The sequence below is a fragment of the uncultured Sphingomonas sp. genome (assembly GCF_934560975.1).
Lineage (GTDB): Bacteria > Pseudomonadota > Alphaproteobacteria > Sphingomonadales > Sphingomonadaceae > Sphingomonas_I.
The window spans coordinates 1-14,830 of sequence record NZ_CAKTFO010000019.1; the positions used below are offsets into that span (position 1 = coordinate 1).

General features: G+C 67.2%; 17 protein-coding genes. 5 read left to right on the plus strand and 12 right to left on the minus strand.

The genetic code is table 11. The features are described 5' to 3' along the window. The 6 genes from Q0D93_RS11570 to sucC all read right to left on the minus strand — a co-directional run. Positions 1 to 482: glycosyltransferase (locus tag Q0D93_RS11570; RefSeq protein ID WP_294394363.1), on the minus strand; the 482-nt coding region annotated here is incomplete at its 3' end. 54 nt (positions 483 to 536) lie between these two features. Beyond that, complete coding sequence (locus Q0D93_RS11575; RefSeq protein WP_294394365.1) at positions 537 to 1,049, minus strand: GAF domain-containing protein; 513 nt, start codon at positions 1,047 to 1,049, stop codon at positions 537 to 539. Positions 1,050 to 1,186: 137 nt separating this feature from the next. Continuing rightward, on the minus strand, positions 1,187 to 2,122 hold the full coding sequence (locus Q0D93_RS11580) for an FAD-binding protein (RefSeq protein WP_294394367.1): 936 nt from the start codon (positions 2,120 to 2,122) through the stop codon (positions 1,187 to 1,189). Next, entirely contained in the window at positions 2,119 to 2,868 is a 750-nt protein-coding gene (locus Q0D93_RS11585) for an electron transfer flavoprotein subunit beta/FixA family protein (RefSeq protein ID WP_294394370.1), read from the minus strand. Before Q0D93_RS11585 ends, Q0D93_RS11580 begins: the two co-directional genes overlap by 4 nt. A 202-nt stretch (positions 2,869 to 3,070) precedes the next feature. Next, on the minus strand, positions 3,071 to 3,751 hold the full coding sequence (locus tag Q0D93_RS11590; protein WP_294394371.1) for a hypothetical protein: 681 nt from the start codon (positions 3,749 to 3,751) through the stop codon (positions 3,071 to 3,073). 206 nt (positions 3,752 to 3,957) lie between these two features. Further along, positions 3,958 to 5,157: an ADP-forming succinate--CoA ligase subunit beta gene (gene sucC, locus Q0D93_RS11595; protein ID WP_294394376.1), complete on the minus strand. Its 1,200-nt coding sequence runs from the start codon at positions 5,155 to 5,157 to the stop codon at positions 3,958 to 3,960. 91 nt (positions 5,158 to 5,248) lie between these two features. Between sucC and Q0D93_RS11600 the strand changes: the two genes are divergently transcribed. Continuing rightward, positions 5,249 to 5,749, plus strand: coding sequence for a beta-carotene hydroxylase (locus Q0D93_RS11600; protein WP_294394381.1), 501 nt, complete (start codon positions 5,249 to 5,251; stop codon positions 5,747 to 5,749). Between the two features lie 22 nt (positions 5,750 to 5,771). Here the strand turns inward: Q0D93_RS11600 and Q0D93_RS11605 are convergent, their stop codons facing one another. Genes Q0D93_RS11605 through crtY form a run of 5 tightly spaced genes read right to left on the minus strand, consistent with a single transcriptional unit; the run spans position 5,772 to position 10,653 of the window. Beyond that, on the minus strand, positions 5,772 to 6,452 hold the full coding sequence (locus Q0D93_RS11605) for a DUF2490 domain-containing protein (RefSeq protein ID WP_294394384.1): 681 nt from the start codon (positions 6,450 to 6,452) through the stop codon (positions 5,772 to 5,774). 37 nt (positions 6,453 to 6,489) lie between these two features. Then, positions 6,490 to 7,413, minus strand: coding sequence for a phytoene/squalene synthase family protein (locus Q0D93_RS11610; protein ID WP_294394387.1), 924 nt, complete (start codon positions 7,411 to 7,413; stop codon positions 6,490 to 6,492). A 20-nt stretch (positions 7,414 to 7,433) separates the two neighbouring features. Further along, the gene (locus tag Q0D93_RS11615) at positions 7,434 to 8,015 is read right to left on the minus strand and encodes a TIGR00730 family Rossman fold protein (RefSeq protein WP_294394389.1); all 582 of its coding nucleotides are present in this window, start codon (positions 8,013 to 8,015) and stop codon (positions 7,434 to 7,436) included. Then, the gene (locus tag Q0D93_RS11620; protein WP_294394392.1) at positions 8,012 to 9,499 is read right to left on the minus strand and encodes a phytoene desaturase; all 1,488 of its coding nucleotides are present in this window, start codon (positions 9,497 to 9,499) and stop codon (positions 8,012 to 8,014) included. The genes Q0D93_RS11615 and Q0D93_RS11620 overlap by 4 nt, the downstream gene beginning before the upstream one ends. Continuing rightward, the gene (gene crtY / locus Q0D93_RS11625) at positions 9,496 to 10,653 is read right to left on the minus strand and encodes a lycopene beta-cyclase CrtY (protein ID WP_294394395.1); all 1,158 of its coding nucleotides are present in this window, start codon (positions 10,651 to 10,653) and stop codon (positions 9,496 to 9,498) included. Before crtY ends, Q0D93_RS11620 begins: the two co-directional genes overlap by 4 nt. Positions 10,654 to 10,699: 46 nt before the next feature. Between crtY and Q0D93_RS11630 the strand changes: the two genes are divergently transcribed. The 3 genes from Q0D93_RS11630 to Q0D93_RS11640 all read left to right on the plus strand — a co-directional run bounded on the left by Q0D93_RS11630 (position 10,700) and on the right by Q0D93_RS11640 (position 13,204). Further along, positions 10,700 to 11,434, plus strand: coding sequence for a sterol desaturase family protein (locus tag Q0D93_RS11630; RefSeq protein ID WP_294394400.1), 735 nt, complete (start codon positions 10,700 to 10,702; stop codon positions 11,432 to 11,434). 193 nt (positions 11,435 to 11,627) lie between these two features. After that, positions 11,628 to 12,548, plus strand: coding sequence for a DMT family transporter (locus tag Q0D93_RS11635; protein ID WP_294394403.1), 921 nt, complete (start codon positions 11,628 to 11,630; stop codon positions 12,546 to 12,548). Then, entirely contained in the window at positions 12,545 to 13,204 is a 660-nt protein-coding gene (locus Q0D93_RS11640) for a COQ9 family protein (RefSeq protein WP_294394406.1), read from the plus strand. Before Q0D93_RS11635 ends, Q0D93_RS11640 begins: the two co-directional genes overlap by 4 nt. On the opposite strand, the gene Q0D93_RS11645 is transcribed toward Q0D93_RS11640, so the two are convergent. Next, a complete protein-coding gene (locus Q0D93_RS11645; RefSeq protein WP_294394408.1) occupies positions 13,189 to 14,298 on the minus strand; it encodes an FAD-dependent oxidoreductase in 1,110 nt (369 codons plus the stop codon). The two genes, Q0D93_RS11640 and Q0D93_RS11645, sit on opposite strands and share 16 nt — an antisense overlap. Before the next feature lie 48 nt (positions 14,299 to 14,346). Between Q0D93_RS11645 and Q0D93_RS11650 the strand changes: the two genes are divergently transcribed. Next, the gene (locus tag Q0D93_RS11650; RefSeq protein WP_294394411.1) at positions 14,347 to 14,814 is read left to right on the plus strand and encodes a prepilin peptidase; all 468 of its coding nucleotides are present in this window, start codon (positions 14,347 to 14,349) and stop codon (positions 14,812 to 14,814) included. Positions 14,815 to 14,830: the final 16 nt, after the last annotated feature.

The window sequence follows — 14,830 nt, forward strand, 5'->3', positions numbered from 1 at the left end:
ACCGCCTTGTAGGGGACGCCGCTCTCCTGCTCGTCCGACAGCATCGCGGCCCAAACGCGGTTGAGGCATTCCGCCTTGGTGGTGGGGCCAGGCAGCGTTCCGCCGACCAGCCGCACGCGCGGATCCGCCACCCGCTGAACCGCCGCGATCGTCTCGGGATCGTTGGGATAGGTGCCGACATAGATGCGGTAATCGCCATGATCGATCCGGTTCAGCGCCGCCCGCACCATCTGCCCGATCACCGTGGATTCATGCCAGGCGGCGACAAAGATCGCGATGCGTCCCGGTGCAGCCGGCGTCGGCAGGGTGGAAACGGTGCCGCGACGATAGCGGCTGTAGATCGTGACCCGACGCAGCAACCAGCGCATGCCCCAGATCAGGTCGATCACCAGGTCATCGATGCCGCCCACCAACAGGCCGGCGGCCGCGAACAGGATCACCTCCCGCGTTGCCACGCCCAGCAGCCATGCACATTCCCCCATCACGGCACCCGCTCCCCCGACCCCGGCACCAGCACCAATCCGTCCGGCGCGCCGTCATGTGCACGCCGCGTGACCCAGTTCCTCGATGGCGGCGCTCGCCTGGCGTGCCAGCGCGATCAGCCCCGCCGTCTGGACCTCTCCCGGTCGCGGCACCCGGTCGAGCACGCACAAGGTGCCGATCGGAAGGTGCCCCGCCCCGCCCAAGGGCGCGCCGACGTAGAAGCGGACCCAGGGCAGCTCCTGCACCAGCGGATTGCCGGCAAAGCGGTCGTCCTGCATCGCGTCGGCGATCACCATCGGTTCGCCGGGCTGCAGGATGGCATGGGCGCAGAAGGAGATGTCGCGCGACATCTCCGGCAGGGCCAGTCCGATCCGGGCCGCAAACCATTGGCGATGGCGATCGATGATGCTCACCGCCGCCATCGGCGCGCCATACAACCGGGCAGCGCGCGTGACGATGGAGTGGAGGGTCGCGTCGGGCGGAGCAGTCAGCACACCCGATTGGTCGACCGCTCGTTGCCGATCCCGTTCGTTCGCGGGCCGCTTGGCGGGTGCGAAGAAGCTCAATCCCAACGCCCGCCCCCGCCTGATACGAATCGCGCCCTGAACGGCACCGGAGCAGCGAGATGCTGGGTTCGGAATTGGTCGGGCGACACGGTCACCCAACTAGGCAGCAAAACCTTAACGAATTGTGCGATGCAGCGTTACAGCTTCTCCGTCAGTTCGGGCACCAGCGTGAACAGGTCACCGACCAGGCCAACGTCCGCCACCTGGAAGATCGGCGCATCCTCATCCTTGTTGATGGCGATGATGGTGGCGGAATCCTTCATCCCGGCAAGGTGCTGGATCGCGCCGGAGATGCCGACCGCGATATAGATTTCGGGCGCCACGATCTTGCCCGTCTGGCCGACCTGATAATCGTTGGGCGCATAGCCCGCATCCACCGCCGCGCGGCTGGCGCCGATGGCGGCATGGAGCTTGTCTGCCAAAGGATCGACCAGCTTGTGGAAATCCTCGGCCGAGCCGAGCGCACGCCCGCCCGACACCACCACCTTGGCGCTGGTCAGCTCGGGCCGGTCGGACTTGGCGCTCTCGCACCCGACGAAGCGCGACAGGCCGGCATCGCCGGCGCCCGCCGCCGCCTCGACCGGTGCGTTTCCACCCTCGCCCGCAGCCTTGGGAAAGGCCGTCGCGCGCACCGTCAGCACCTTCTTGGCGTCCGACGATCGCACCGTCGCCACCGCATTCCCGGCATAGATCGGGCGGGTGAAGGTGTCCGGTCCCTCGATCGACATGACATCCGAGACCTGCATCACGTCCAGCAGGGCGGCGACGCGCGGCGCGACGTTCTTGCCGTTGGACGTGGCATTGCACAGCAACGCGTCATAGTCGCCCATCAGGGAGACGATCAGCGGCGCAACGTTTTCCGCCAGCATCTGCGCATAGGCCGGGTCGCTGGCAAGCAGCACCTTGGCCACGCCCGCCACCTTCGCGGCGGCATCGGCGGCCGCCCTCGCCTCATCGCCGTCGCCCGCGACCAGCGCATGGACCTCGCCCAGCTTGGCCGCTGCGGTGATGGTGGAGAGTGTCGCGTCCTTGAGCGCGCCCTCGCCATGCTCGACCAGTATGAGAACGCTCATGCGACAACTCCCAAATCCTTGAGCTTGTCCACCAATTCATCGACCGAGCCGAGCTTCACGCCGGCCTGGCGCTTGGCCGGCTCCTCGACCTTGAGCGTGTGGAGGCGCGGCGCGATGTCCACGCCGTAATCGGCGGGCGTCTTGCTCGCCATCGGCTTGCTCTTCGCCTTCATGATGTTGGGCAGGGAGGCGTAACGCGGTTCGTTGAGGCGCAGGTCGGCTGTGACGATCGCCGGCAGGGCCAGGCTGATCGTCTCCAGCCCGCCGTCGACTTCACGCGTGACCTCCACATGATCGCCGGCCAGTTCGACCTTGGAGGCGAAGGTGCCCTGCGGCCGGCCGCTGAGCGCCGCCAGCATCTGGCCGGTCTGGTTGCAATCGTCATCGATCGCCTGCTTGCCGAGCAGAACCAACGCCGGCTGCTCCTCGTCCATCACCGCCTTCAACAGCTTGGCGACGGCGAGCGGCTCGACCTCCTGGTCGGTCTGGATCAGGATCGCGCGGTCGGCCCCCATGGCGAGCGCGGTGCGCAGCGTGTCCTGCGCCTTTTGCGGCCCCACCGACACGGCGACGATCTCGGTCGCGGCGCCCTTTTCCTTGAGGCGGATGGCTTCCTCGACCGCAATCTCGTCAAAGGGGTTCATCGACATCTTGACGTTGGCAAGATCGACGCCCGAGCCGTCCGTCTTGACCCGCGGCTTCACATTATAATCGATCACCCGCTTCACAGGCACGAGTATCTTCATCGCATCCTCTGTCCGTAATCCGGCACGTGCCCGTCCCTAGCCCCTCCCGAGGCGCAAAGTCGAGGGCGGGGACGGCGGCCGCAAGATCCCGCAGGGTCGCCGCGCGGCCCTGATGCACCAACGGCTGGCGGGCCAGAAAGTGACGCGCCTTCGCCTGTTCCTTCAGACGGGGACAAGCCCGTCAGCCTACCCTACCGCCCGGTCACCAGATCGTCTGGCCGGGGACGAGCGGGATGGAGCGGCTCTGCTTGGCGATAAAGGCGCCCTTTTCCACCACCACCATGCTGTCATAGAAATGCACCGCGCGGGTCAGCCGCCCGATTTCCGAGCAAGGCAGATCCTGCCCGATCTGGGCCTTGTTGTACGGGTTGCCGGCATGCAGTTCGTCCACGATCCCCTTCATCCGCTCGATAAAGGTGGTCGGCTCGCCCAGCCCGCCGCCCCATGCCGGCCAGTAGCTGGTGTGCGTATCCTCCACCATGTAGAGTGCTTCGCGCGGCATGCGCGGGTAGAGAAAATCGAAGGTCGCGTTCACGTGCGCCGCGATATGGCTGCCATCGTCAAGCACGATGTCGGGATAGCCGAACTCGTCCACGATCGCGCCCAGAAATGCCGGGTCCGATTGGTCGCCGATCCTGATCGCCACCTGCTCGTCCCCGAACTTGCGGCATTCCTCGCGAATGTCCACGCTGACGATCTGCGCGGCAGGCCCGAAATAATGTTTCCACATCTGGGACGATCCGCCCTGACCGGTCCCGATTTCCAAGAACATGATCCGCCGATCACGAAAGCGGGAGAAATACCGCTCGTAGATTGGGAGATATTGAAGCCATTTGTTGATCGGCTCACCCCGGTTGGTCCAGAAATATTGGTTCAGCGACATTGATCAACTCGATACGGAATGGTCCGGGCCGCAGTGTACCGCCACGCTCGCGCGCATGGCAAGGCGACGGCCCGGAACGCAAAGCCAAGGGCCAGGGCGCCGGCAGCCCCGCTCGCCACCCGGCGGATTCATGAAAAAAGCCCCACGCCTGCACGGCATGGGGCTTTCCGGTAATCAACAAGGCGGGCGAGCCGCCTTGCCTTGTGTCAGGCGGCCTTCTTCACCTGGGCAACGATCTTCTTGGCGGCGTCGCCAAGGTCGTCGGCGGCCACGATCGGCAGGCCGGAGCCGGCCAGGATCTGCTTGCCCTGCTCGACATTGGTGCCTTCCAGGCGGACAACCAGCGGAACCTGCAGGTTCACTTCCTTGGCAGCGGCGACGACACCCTCGGCAATGATGTCGCACTTCATGATGCCGCCGAAGATGTTGACCAGGATGCCTTCCACCGCCGGATCGGACAGGATCAGCTTGAACGCCGCCGTCACCTTCTCCTTGGAGGCACCGCCGCCGACGTCGAGGAAGTTGGCCGGGAAGGCACCGTTCAGCTTGATGATGTCCATCGTCGCCATGGCCAGGCCAGCGCCGTTCACCATGCAGCCGATATTGCCGTCCAGCTTGATGTAGGCGAGGTCGTACTTGGACGCCTCGACCTCGGCCGGATCCTCTTCGGTCTCGTCGCGCAGCGCCAGCACGTCGGCATGACGGTAGAGGCTGTTCGAGTCGAAGCTGACCTTGGCGTCCAGCACCAGCAGCTTGCCGTCGGTCGTCTCGACCAGCGGATTGACCTCCAGCATCGACATGTCGGTGCCGACAAAGGCGTTGTAGAGCTGACCCGCCAGCTTGACCGCCTGCTTGTTGAGGTCGCCCGTCAGCTTCAGCGCGAAGGCAACAGCGCGGCCGTGATGCGGCTGGAAGCCCTCGGCCGGGTCGATGGTGATCGTGCGGATCTTCTCGGGCGTCGAATGGGCGACTTCCTCGATATCCATGCCGCCCTCGGTGGACACGACCATGGCGATGCGGCCGGTGGCGCGATCCACCAGCATCGACAGGTAATATTCCTTGGCGATGTCGGCGCCGTCGGTGACGTAGAGACGGTTGACCTGCTTGCCGGCCTCGCCCGTCTGGATCGTCACCAGCGTGTTGCCCAGCATGTCCTGCGCATTGGCGCGAACCTCGTCCAGGCTCTTGGACAGGCGGACGCCGCCCTTGGCCTCGGCCGACAATTCCTTGAACTTGCCCTTGCCGCGACCGCCGGCATGGATCTGCGCCTTGACGACGTAGAGCGGCCCGGGGAGCTTGCCTGCAGCATGCGCCGCTTCATCGACGGTCATCGCGGCATAGCCCAGCGGCACTGCGACGCCGAACTTAGCCAGCAGCTCCTTGGCCTGATATTCGTGGATGTTCATGGGGTAGAACCGTCCTTGCGATCGGGAAAGGGATATGCCGCGCCTAAAGCATAGTCGCCAGCCCAAGGGAACCCACGTATAGGCCGATCCCATGCAAACCGCGCTCGGCATTATCCTGTTTCTGGCAACCGTGATCGGCATGGAGGCGTTCGCCTATGCCGCCCACCGCTGGATCATGCACGGACCCGGCTGGTTCCTGCACAAGAGCCACCATCGCCCACGCAGCGGCCATTGGGAGTGGAACGACCTGTATGCCGCGATCTTTGCCGTGCCGTCGTTCATGCTGCTGTTCGGGGGTTTGCAGCGCGGCTGGTGGTGGGGCTGCATATGGATTGGGGCGGGCATCTCCGCTTACGGCGCGATCTACTTCATCTTCCACGACTGGATCGTGCATCAGCGGCTGCCCGGGCGCTATGTCGCGCGCTCGCGCTACATGAAGCGGATCATGCAGGCGCACCGCCTGCACCATGTGGTGGAAACCAAGCAGGGCACGGTCAGCTTCGGCTTCCTGTTCGCGCCCAAGCCGGAGGCGCTGAAGTCCGAACTCGCCCGCCGCGGCCGGGCCGGGGTGCGCGCCGCCAAGCCGGACTGAGCACCCGAGTCGCAGGCGCAAGTCAGCGCCGTACGAAGATGGTGATCGATGCGATGTGGTTCATGCGCAGGCGATTGCCCGTGTTGTTGCTCGCCTGGTTCAGGTAGCCGAGTTCCAACGTGCTCTTGCCGCCGATCGGCACCTCCGTTCCGACAAAGCTGCGCAGCTGGTCGAACCCGCCCCTGGCGCCCCAATCGGTATCGTTCAGCGCCAGGAAGCCCTCGCCATAGACCAGGAAACGCGCGCGATCGGGATCGCCGAGCGGGTGGACGTAGCGCAGCATCTCACGCAGGCGCCAGCCGGTATCGTCGCCGTCGGAGAGGTTGCGATGCTCCAGCCGGGTGCGGGACGACAGCGATCCCGCCCCGATGCCGCCGATGGTCCAGCTGACCTGCCCGAACAGACGCTCCTCGTTGCGGTCGCGACCATTCTCGATCGGCAGGACCACATGCGCATAGCCGCCATAGACGGTCAGCCCCTTGGCCAGCTCCACGCCGATCGCCGGCCGCAGCAGCAGTTGCTCAAGCCGGCCATGGCCCAGCGAGTAACGCGGCTGTACCTCCACGAAATAGGCGATGCGGCTGTCGGGCAGCGTGCCCATGACGGTGGCGTTCACCCATGTCTGTTCGTCATGGACAGTTTCGGCCGGCAAAGACCCGGCGGCGAACAGGGCAAGACACGGAAGTAGGCGGCGCGCGATCATCCGCCCGTCCTGCTCGCGGACGAAGCGCCGGAGCCAGTTACAAACTATTGCCCGGGCGTTTCCACAGGTCGGAAGGGCGCGGCTTGACGGTGCCGGCGCGGCGGCTCGCTACCGCCTGGCCGAACGCGCGCGCGACCCAGCCGAGCTTTTCAGCCCGCGTGGTGACAACGCGGCGATCCCAGGCGCGCTCGCCACGCGCGGCCACCGTTCGCGCAATGTCGCCATAGATGCCCGCCGCTGCCAGCACTGCCCAGGCCGATCGGAACGGCAAGGCCGCAGCCCCTACCCGCGCGCTCGCCTCATAGTCGGCCGCCCGGGTCGCCAGCCGCCGCGCCAGCACCGCCAGCCGCTTGCGATAGAAGGGGCGCATATGCTCGCCCGGTGGCATATCCATCTCCACCAGCCACTCGACCGGCAGGTAACAGCGCCCGACCGTGTCATCCTCGCAAATGTCGCGCGCGACATTGGCAAGCTGAAAGGCGAGTCCCAGGTCGGCCGCGCGGTCGAGCGTGGCGTCATCCTCGGCCGGAACCCCCATCACCAGCGCCATCATCACGCCGACGACACCGGCGACATGATAGCAGTAGCGGTAAAGGTCGCCCTCGGTACGCGGTCGCCAGTCCGCCGCGTCCAGCGCAAACCCCTCGATCAGGTCGTTGGTCAGTGCCGGCGAAATGCCGCATTCCCGTGCCACCAGTCCGAAGCCGTCGAATGCCGGATCGCCCGTCTGCCGCCCTGCCAGCGCCATGGTGGTGCGTTCGCGTATCTGGGTGAGCCGCTCCTGCGGATTGCGCACGATCGTCATGCCGTGGCCCATGTCCTGCCCGTCGGCCAGATCGTCGCAGGCGCGGCACCAGGCGTAGAGCAGCCACGCCCGCTCGCGCGTCGCCGGATCGAACAGCTTGGATGCCATGGCGAAGGATTTGGACCCGCGCGCGATCGAGTTGCGCGCATGGACCACCAGGGCAGCGCGATCCAGGGTCAGAGTTCGTCCGCCGACATGCGCGTGATCGGCCGGCCCGGCTGATACTCCGCCATCCGCGCCAACAACGTGTCGAGATCGTCGGCGGTGATCAGCAGCCCGCGATGCTGCGGCCGCAGAAAGCCGGTTTCGGCCATCGTCTCCACGAACTGCAGCAGGCCGTCATAGAAGCCGGCGACGTTCAGCAGGCCGACCGGCTTGGCATGGTAGCCGATCTGCGCCCAGCTCATCGCCTCCCACAATTCGTCCATCGTGCCGGTGCCGCCAGGCAAGGTGACGAACCCGTCGGACAGATCGGTGAACGCCTGCTTGCGCTGGTGCATCGTGTCCACGACGTGCAATTCGGTCAGGCCGCGATGCGTCACTTCCAGATCGACCAGCGCCTTGGGGATGATCCCGATCACCGCGCCGCCCGCCGCCAGCGCGCCGTCCGCCACCGCCCCCATCAGGCCAAGGCGTCCGCCGCCATAGACCACGCCGATGCCGCGTCCGGCCAGGGTGGCGCCGACCGCGCGGGCATTGTCGATGAAGCGGGTGTCGGCAGGAGACGCCGATCCGCAATAAACCGCGAGACGCTTCACTGATCCTCCAACATGAGCTTGGCGGTGGCCTTGGCCGATCCCACCACGCCGGGGATGCCGGCGCCCGGATGCGTGCCGGCCCCGACGAAATAGAGGTTGCCGATCACGTCGTCGCGATTGTGCGTCCGGAACCAGGCCGATTGGGTCAGGATCGGCTCCAAGCTGAAGGCAGAGCCGAGATGCGCGTTCAGGTCGCGCCGGAAATCGAGCGGCGTGTAGTGGAAGCGCGTGACCAGCCGCTGGCGGAGGCCGGGCATCAGCCGCCGCTCGATCTCGTCGAGGATGCGGTCGGCATACTCCTCCTGCATCGCCTCCCAGTCGAGCGGCGCCTTGCCGAGATGGGGCACCGGCGCCAGCGCGTAGAAGGTCGAGCATCCCTCCGGCGCGAGCGACGGATCGCTGATGGTCGGATGGTGCAGGTAGAGCGAGAAGTCGCCCGCCACGATCCCGCGATCGTAGATATCCTTCAGCAACGGGCCATAACGCGGGCCGAACAGGATCATGTGGTGCGGAATGCCGGGCCAGGTGCCGCGCACCCCGAAATGGACCACGAACAAGGATGGCGAGAAACGCTTGCGCTCCATCGCGCGCGCGGCCTTGCGCCCGCGCTCGCTGCCGCCCAGCAGGTCGCGATAGGTGTGGACCACGTCGCCGTTGGACGCCACCATGTCGAAATCCTGGCGCCACCCGCTGGCGGTGCGGACATGGCTGGCGCGATCCCCGACCGTGCCGATCTCCGCCACCGGATCGTTCAGGCGGACCGTGCCGCCCAGCCGCTCGAACAGGGCCACCATGCCGCGCACCAGCGCGTTGGTGCCGCCCTTGGCGAACCACACGCCGCCCGCTTTCTCCAGCTTGTGGATCAAGGCGTAGATGGCGCTGGTGCTCATCGGGTTGCCGCCGACCAACAGGGTGTGGAAGCTCAGCGCCTGACGCAGCCTTTCGTCCTGCACGTAGGACGACACGACCGAATATACCGACCGCCACGCCTGATATTTGGCGAGCGCCGGCGCGGCCCGGATCATGGAGGCGAAGTCGAGAAAGGCGACATGGCCCAGTTTCTCATACCCTTCGCGATAGACACCGGCGGCATAGTCCAGGAACCTGGCATAACCCGCCACGTCGGGCGGGTTCAGGCGCGCAATCTCGTCGCGCAGATGCTGTTCGTCATTGGAATAGTCGAAGTTGGTCCCGTCCGGCCAGTTGAGCCGGTAGAAGGGGCTGACGGGCAGCAGCCGCACGTCGCGGTCCATCGACTGACCGGACAGGGCCCACAATTCTTCCAGGCAGGACGGATCGGTGATGACGGTGGGCCCGGCATCGAAGGTGAAGCCGTCGCGCTGCCACGCATAGGCACGCCCGCCCGGCTTGTCGCGCGCCTCGATCACCGTGGTCGCGATCCCGGCCGATTGCAGCCGGATCGCCAGCGCCAATCCGCCAAAGCCGGCGCCGATTACCGCCGCCGTCCTGTTCCCTGTCGTCATGCTTTCGCTGTGGCCGCGACAAGCGCGCGACGCAAGGGCACGGGCGGTTTGCCGACCAGCACGCGCGCTTTGTCCAGGGTCGACGAACGCCCCGCATAGAAGCGGGCGATCAGCCCTTCGTCCAGCCGGTAGAAACGTTCCAGCAGCCGGTGGCGCTCGGGCGGCTCGGCGGCCAGGAACAACATGCGGGTCAACAGGCGGTAGAAGCCGCGCTGGCGCCAGGCACCCACCGCATCGTCGCGCAACGCCTTGGCCAGGATCGGCGTGGACAGGTCGGGCAGGCCGCACACCAGTTTCGCCGTGCGCACCGCATCGGGCAGCGAATAGCCGGTCATGGGGTGGAACAGCCCCGCCGCCATGCCGATGCGGGGCACGGGATCGGTCGTGGGCCAGAAGGCGTCGAACCGCCCGCCCATCGCGATCGGCAGCGCGGCCGCCTCCTCCCGCTCGACCGTTTCCACCACCCAGCCGCGCCGCGCGGCATAGCCGTCGATCCGGGTTCTGAGATCGTCCACGTCCAGATCGGGCGTAGTGGTGTAATAGGTGTCCTCCACGAACACGCGCCGGTCGTCGAACGGCAGCACATAGACGAATCGATAGCCATCCGTCTGGTCCACCGCAGCGTCCATGATGACAGGACGGCTGAGGCCATGCGGATCGCGCAGGCGGAGCATCCGCCCGACGAACTTCTGCCAGCCGAGTCGCAGCGGCGACAGGCTCCCCGCCGCGCCGCGCGCGTCGATCACCGCGCGGGCGCGGATGCGCCGTCCGTTGGCCAGCACCGCGCCCGCGCCATCCAGTGCGGTTACCGCGGCGCGAATGATCGCCTCGGGCGCGACCAAGGCCCGGACGGCGGCGTCCAGCTGTTCCGACTCGATCGAATTATACCCGCCCGACAAAGTGCGTGCATGGCCCTGGAAGCGGACATCATTGCCCATCCAGCGACAGCTCACCAGCGGCTCCACCAGCCAGCGCATGTCGGGCGCCACGTCGCTGTCGAAGAACGACCAGATGTGATTGCCGCCGATGCGCGCGCCGGGCTCGACCAGCACAATCGCCAGGTCCGGCCGGCGCTCCGCCAACGCCAGCGCCAGCAGCCCGCCCGCCAGACCGCCGCCGCCGATCAGCACATCCACATCGATCTCGTCCGCCATCCCGTGCCTTCTACCCAGCAACCCGCCATGCGCCTATAGCGCGCTGATGGTCCTTTCCGCCCTTCTGGCCGCGCTGACGATGACGGCCATCGTCGCCGTCCGCTACCTGGTCGCCAGCGCCGGCTTCGCCTGGGCGACGCGGGTGAAGCAGCCCGGCCTGTATGCCGGCCAGTCGCGCCAGATCGCGCGCGAGATCGGCTGGAGCCTCGCCTCCGCCGCCATTTACGGCCTGCCCGCCGGGGTGGTGGCATGGGGCTGGCACGATCATGGCTGGACGCGCATCTATGGCGATGCCGATGCTTATCCGCTGTGGTGGATGCCGCTGTCGGTGCTTGCTTATCTGTTGATCCACGACGCCTGGTTCTACTGGACCCATCGCGCGATGCACGATCCACGGCTGTTCAAGCGGATGCACGCCGTCCACCATGCCAGCCGCCCGCCCACCGCTTGGGCGGCGATGAGCTTCCACCCGTGGGAGGCGCTGACCGGCGCGATTGTGGTTCCCGCTTTGGTCTTCGTGGTGCCGATCCACATCGCCATGCTGGGCGTGGTGCTGACGGTCATGACGGTGATGGGCGTCACGAATCACATGGGGTGGGAGCTGTTTCCGCGCTGGATGGTGCACGGCCCGGCCGGGCGGTGGCTGATCACCGCCAGCCACCATCAGCGGCACCACACCCATTATCGCTGCAATTACGGCCTCTACTTCCGCCTGTGGGACCGGCTGTGCGGCACGGACCAGGGCCTGGGTCAGTTTCGCGGGGTCAAAGCGAATAAATAAGTTTATTTTTGACGCACTGCACAAAAGGCTTGCGGCGGCGCATCAAAGGAGCCACAAAGCCCCTGCCTTTCAGGCATCCTCTCCTAAACTTTCAGGGCCGGTTCGCCGGCCCTTTTTTTTGCCCGCGGGATTGCCCGCCGATGGCGTCGGCCTGAACAGGCGCGCGCAGGGCAGCGGCACGGGAGGGGCAAGGATGGACACGACACGCAGCGGCGATCGACCCGGCCTTGTCCTCGGCGCTTTGTTCCTCGCCAACGTGGCCCTTGCCTGCGGACCCTGGCTGGTTCGCCTGGCGCAGGCGGACGGCGGCGTGGGGCCGGTCAGCTCGGGTTTCTGGCGGCTGACATTGGCCCTGCCGATCCTGCTGCTCGCCACCCGTACCGAACGGCGAAACAGCGCCGTCCCGCCATGGGGAATGCTGGGTACGGCGTTGTTGTCGGGGCTGTTCTTCGCCGCCGACCTGGGCATGTGGCATGCCGGCATCCTCCACACCCGTCTCGCCAACGCGACCCTGCTCGGCAACATCACGGCGATCCTGTTTCCGCTCTACGGCTTCATTGCGGCGCGAATGCTGCCCACACGCCGGCAGGGACTGGCCTTGTCGCTGGCGGCGCTGGGCGCGATGCTGCTGCTCGGCCGTTCCTATGAGCTGTCGGCACGCAACCTCGTGGGCGACCTGCTCTGTGTTGCGGCGGGGATATGCTACACGGCCTATCTGATCGCGGCCGACCGGGCGCGCGCCGGCCTTGGTCCGGTCTCGACCCTGGCCTGCGCCGCGGCGGCAGGCAGCCCGGCTTTGCTGGTCACGGCGCTGGCGATGGGCGAGTCGGTCTGGCCGCGCGACTGGACCGCGCTGATCCTGATGACGCTGGGCAGCCAGATCGTGGGCCAGGGCCTGATCATGTATGCGGTCAGCCGGGCGGCGCCGGTGATGGTGGGCCTGATGCTGCTGCTCCAACCGATCGTCGCCGCGACCATCGGCTGGGTCGTTTATGGCGAGGCGCTGACGCCGTTCGACATGGTCGGCGCCGTGGCGGTGGCGGCCGCCGTGCTGCTGGTGCGCGGCGCACGCCGCTTGCCGCCGAAGGAGAAGCCACTATCCTTGGAGCCATGACCTTGCCGCTCGACATGACGCTGGACGAACTGCGCGACGCTTTGGCCGAGCGCCTGCCCGCCGAGGCGGCGTTTGACGGCTGGAGCGATGCCGCGCTCGCCGCCGCCGCGCGGTCGCTGGGCGTGCCGGCCGAGCGGGCGGCCTTGTGTTTTCCCGATGGGGCGGTTCAGATGATCGATGCCTGGTTCGCGGCGGTGGACCGGCAGATGGAGGCGGCCCTGCCGCAGCCGTCTCTGGCGGCGATGCGGATCCGCGCCCGGATCACGGCCTTGGTGTGGGCCCGCATCACGGCGGTCGCCCCCTATCGCGAGGCATTGCGCCGCGCGCTGGCGATCCTGGCGCAGCCGCAGAATATTGCGGCCGGCACGCGGCTGGCATGGCGTGCGGCCGACGCCATGTGGCGACTGGCGGGCGACCGCGCGACCGGTTTTACCCATTACAGCAAGCGGCTGACCCTGGCGGGGGTGTATGGCAGCACCCTGCTCGCCTTTCTGGACGATGAGAGCGAGGACCATGCCGATACCCGCGCTTTCCTGGATCGCCGGATCGGCGACGTGATGACGTTCGAGAAGGTGAAGGCCCAGCTTCGCCCCGATCCGGAGCGGCATTTCAACGTGATGCGCTTCCTCGGTCGCCTGCGCTACCCGGCGCGGTAGACGCGATCGGGCGCGTAACGCGCCGCGTCGATGGCGGAGACCGGCTCCGGCGGCGGCTGGCGCAGCAGCAGCGCGGCTGCCAGCATCGCACCTGCGGGCGCGGTTTGGATGCCGAACCCGCCCTGCCCCGCGCACCAGAAGAAACCGGGCGCGTGGGGATCGAAGCCGTAAATCGGCGCACGGTCAGGCGCGAAGCTGCGCAAGCCGGCCCAGGCCCGCTCCCGCTTCACCACCCGCCACTCCACCGCCTGCTCCAGCCGGTCGATCGCGACCGCGACATCCAGCTCCTCCGGCGCGACGTCATGCGGATCGACCGGAGTTTCGTCGTGCGGGGATAGCCACAGCCGCCCGCCCGCCTCCGGCTTGAAGTAGAAGCGACCGCGCGCATCCATGACCAGCGGCAGATCGGGCACGGTCGGCGGATCCACGGCAAGCTGGACGATGGTGCGACGAAACGGCTGCACGAGCGTCGGCATGGCGCCCGCCATCGCCGCCACGGCGGACGCCCAGGCACCGGCCGCATTCACCACCACGTCAGCGCGCACCTCGCCCGCGCGAGTCGCCAGGCGCCAGCCGCCGCCGACCCGCTCCACCCCATCCAGCGGCGCATCCACCAGCAGGGTGGTGCCGGCCGCGCGGGCTCGCGCCAGAAAGCGCGCGTGCAGCATGGCGACGTCGATGTCGCGGCAGCTTGGCTCGCCGATGCCCCGGCGAAATGCCGGGCGGATGCCGGGCACCGCCGCCTCCAGCGCGGCCCGATCGAGGACGGTGAAGTCGATCCCACCGCCGGCGAGTTCCGCCGCCAGCGACTCCAGCGCGCGCTCGCCATCCGCGTCGGCGACATGGATCGTGCCGCGCGGATGCAGCACGCCTTCGGCCTTCAGCAGCGGGCCGGAAGCGGTGGTCAGCGGCTGAACCTGTGGCCCGCCATAGCTTTCCTGCCAGAAGGCGGCGGAGCGGCCGGTGGAATGATAGCCGGGCTGCGCCTCCCGCTCGATCAGGACGATTCGCGCGCGGTCGCCGATCATGGCGGCAAGGCTCGCCCCCGCCATGCCCGCGCCGATGATGGCAATGTCCGTTCGGATGACGCTCACGCCGGCCCGGTTACGGTTTAGCAAGCGGTAACGTCTAGTGGCCGACGCATGCATATTGCGACCATCGGATTGTTGTGCGTGCTGGCCGTGCTGCTGCTGACGGCGGCGGTGACCGACATTCGCAGCCGAATCATCTCCAACCGCCTCAACCTCGTGATCGCGGGACTGGCCGTGCCGTGGTGGCTGTTGATGGGGCTGGGCGGTCCCGACATGCTCCTCCAGATCGGAGCGGCCTGCGTCGTGCTGCTCGTGTTCGGCGGCTGCTTTGCGTTGGGCATGATGGGCGGCGGCGACGTGAAGTTGCTGGTCGCGCTCGCCTTGTGGCTGCCGCTGGGCGCGCTCCTGTCCATGCTGGTGTGGATGGCGATGGCGGGCGGCGTGCTGACGATCGGCATGGTCGTCGCCTACAAGGTTCGGAACGCTCCGAATCGGCCTGAAATCCCCTACGGCGTGGCCATCGTCGTGGCCGCCTTGCCGATCATAACCAACCATATCTTAACTATCCCAGCGGCATAGCCTGACCGACCCGAAA

Excerpts from the sequence above, each read along its gene's own strand:
- Q0D93_RS11580 (WP_294394367.1), bottom strand. The coding sequence starts at position 2,122 with ATGAGCGTTCTCATACTGGTCGAGCATGGCGAGGGCGCGCTCAAGGAC.
- Q0D93_RS11585 (WP_294394370.1), bottom strand. The coding sequence starts at position 2,868 with ATGAAGATACTCGTGCCTGTGAAGCGGGTGATCGATTATAATGTGAAG.
- Q0D93_RS11590 (WP_294394371.1), bottom strand. The coding sequence starts at position 3,751 with ATGTCGCTGAACCAATATTTCTGGACCAACCGGGGTGAGCCGATCAAC.
- sucC (WP_294394376.1), bottom strand. The coding sequence starts at position 5,157 with ATGAACATCCACGAATATCAGGCCAAGGAGCTGCTGGCTAAGTTCGGC.
- Q0D93_RS11600 (WP_294394381.1), top strand. The coding sequence starts at position 5,249 with ATGCAAACCGCGCTCGGCATTATCCTGTTTCTGGCAACCGTGATCGGC.
- Q0D93_RS11605 (WP_294394384.1), bottom strand. The coding sequence starts at position 6,452 with ATGATCGCGCGCCGCCTACTTCCGTGTCTTGCCCTGTTCGCCGCCGGG.
- Q0D93_RS11620 (WP_294394392.1), bottom strand. The coding sequence starts at position 9,499 with ATGACGACAGGGAACAGGACGGCGGCGGTAATCGGCGCCGGCTTTGGC.
- crtY (WP_294394395.1), bottom strand. The coding sequence starts at position 10,653 with ATGGCGGACGAGATCGATGTGGATGTGCTGATCGGCGGCGGCGGTCTG.
- Q0D93_RS11630 (WP_294394400.1), top strand. The coding sequence starts at position 10,700 with ATGGTCCTTTCCGCCCTTCTGGCCGCGCTGACGATGACGGCCATCGTC.
- Q0D93_RS11635 (WP_294394403.1), top strand. The coding sequence starts at position 11,628 with ATGGACACGACACGCAGCGGCGATCGACCCGGCCTTGTCCTCGGCGCT.
- Q0D93_RS11640 (WP_294394406.1), top strand. The coding sequence starts at position 12,545 with ATGACCTTGCCGCTCGACATGACGCTGGACGAACTGCGCGACGCTTTG.
- Q0D93_RS11650 (WP_294394411.1), top strand. The coding sequence starts at position 14,347 with ATGCATATTGCGACCATCGGATTGTTGTGCGTGCTGGCCGTGCTGCTG.